Here is a 291-nt window from a genome sequence, read left to right as displayed (position 1 = left end):
TCATGCTACCATATGACACGAATAGCATATTTTCTCTAAGTACAGTCAAAATTTCACCACTGGCCTGACCAACAATGGAGTCTACACCCGCAATCAGTGGCTGATCTGCATGAATCGATTTGACTTGTTCTTTCCAATCAGTTTGGTCTGTTGCTACCACATTTTGAATCCCTAAGGCCTGCATTTCAGCTACAGCCTCAGTACGGCGAACCAAATTAATGACCTTTTGACCACGCGCTTTTGCAAGCATCCCCACGGTTTTACCCACCGCACCATTGGCGGTGTTCTGAA

General features: G+C 45.7%; 1 protein-coding gene. It reads right to left on the bottom strand.

The window, feature by feature from the left end; translation table 11 throughout:
- A partial coding sequence (locus ACG9ZB_RS17115) for a zinc-binding dehydrogenase (RefSeq protein ID WP_419326832.1) occupies window positions 1–291 on the bottom strand: 291 nt, incomplete at both ends.

The sequence above is a fragment of the Acinetobacter johnsonii genome, assembly GCF_048551975.1.
Lineage (GTDB): Bacteria > Pseudomonadota > Gammaproteobacteria > Pseudomonadales > Moraxellaceae > Acinetobacter > Acinetobacter johnsonii_A.
Note: the sequence above shows the minus strand (reverse complement) of the source record. Positions and strands in the feature narration are given on the sequence as shown.